The sequence below is a fragment of the Fusobacterium sp. SYSU M8D902 genome (genome assembly GCF_040199715.1).
GTDB lineage: Bacteria > Fusobacteriota > Fusobacteriia > Fusobacteriales > Fusobacteriaceae > Fusobacterium_A.
Map to the genome: position 1 here is coordinate 1 of NZ_JBEFNA010000066.1, position 1,103 is coordinate 1,103.

The window sequence follows — 1,103 nt, forward strand, 5'->3', positions numbered from 1 at the left end:
GAGGGTATCTATGAATATTCAAACTAAAAGAAAAATTGATGAAATTAAAGGAATGATAAAGAAAAAGACTAAACTTGATGACATAATTAAAGAAAAATTTGTTACTGTTAAGAAAAAAGACAGTTGGCTTGATAAAAACCACGAACATTTTACAGAAAGAGAACTTAAATATTTAAACTACTCTTTCACTCCTGAAATCGTAGAAGTTGAAGAAGTTATAGAGCCAACTCCAAAACCTGTAAAAATAGATGAAACTGAAGTTACTGAAGTTGTGGCTGAAGAAACTAAAGAGCCTGAAGAAGTAAAAGAAGAAGTTGAGGAAATCATTTCTGAGGAAGAAAAAATTGAAGAAAAAGAGCAAGAAAACACTGTCCCTGTTACTCCATCAAATAATTTAGACTTCTTCTTGGATAGTCCAAAAGTCTTCAAATCTTTTGAAGAAATTAAGACACCACAAGACAAAGTTAATTTCTTATTAAATGACAAGGTTTTAAAGGCTCTGTTCTTTATGACAGAGGGTCAAACTATTAAAAATGAAGCTGACGCTACTTTAAAATACAACATAGAAAATATCAAAGCAAAATACTCTAATGACATAAAAATAAAAAATATTCGTATTAGTAATGAGCTGTATAAACATTTTACAGATTTCTGCGATAAAAACCAAATTACTATCATTTCAGCTTTGAGTTGTGCCATAGAAGAATTTTTAGAAAAATATAAAGAATTAGATAAATAAAATTAAAATCACAGATAAGATACACTATAATATACTTTATGCTTTATATTATAGTGTATTTATTTTTTTAATTAGAAACACTATATACAATATAAAGCATTATATATAGATAAAATTTAAAAATAGCTTTATATATACTTTATATTTTTAGAAGCACTTGGAAGCACAACATAAAAAAATATATAGTATATTTTATTATGATTTAACCGTATTTTAAAAGATATATATACATATATGTTTTATGAATATATAGTATAAACCTTAATAACTTAAAAAATTTTTATAATTTTTACACATATATATTTTTATATTAAATTATCATTTAACAAAATACTTTATACATATATTGATAAAAAAGTAATAC

The 1,103-nt window shown here is 23.9% G+C and carries 1 protein-coding gene; it reads left to right on the top strand.

Annotated features, from left to right (window positions below; genetic code table 11):
* Positions 1-739: hypothetical protein (locus ABNK64_RS11055; protein ID WP_349764428.1), on the top strand; the 739-nt coding region annotated here is incomplete at its 5' end.
* Positions 740-1,103 lie beyond the last annotated feature (364 nt).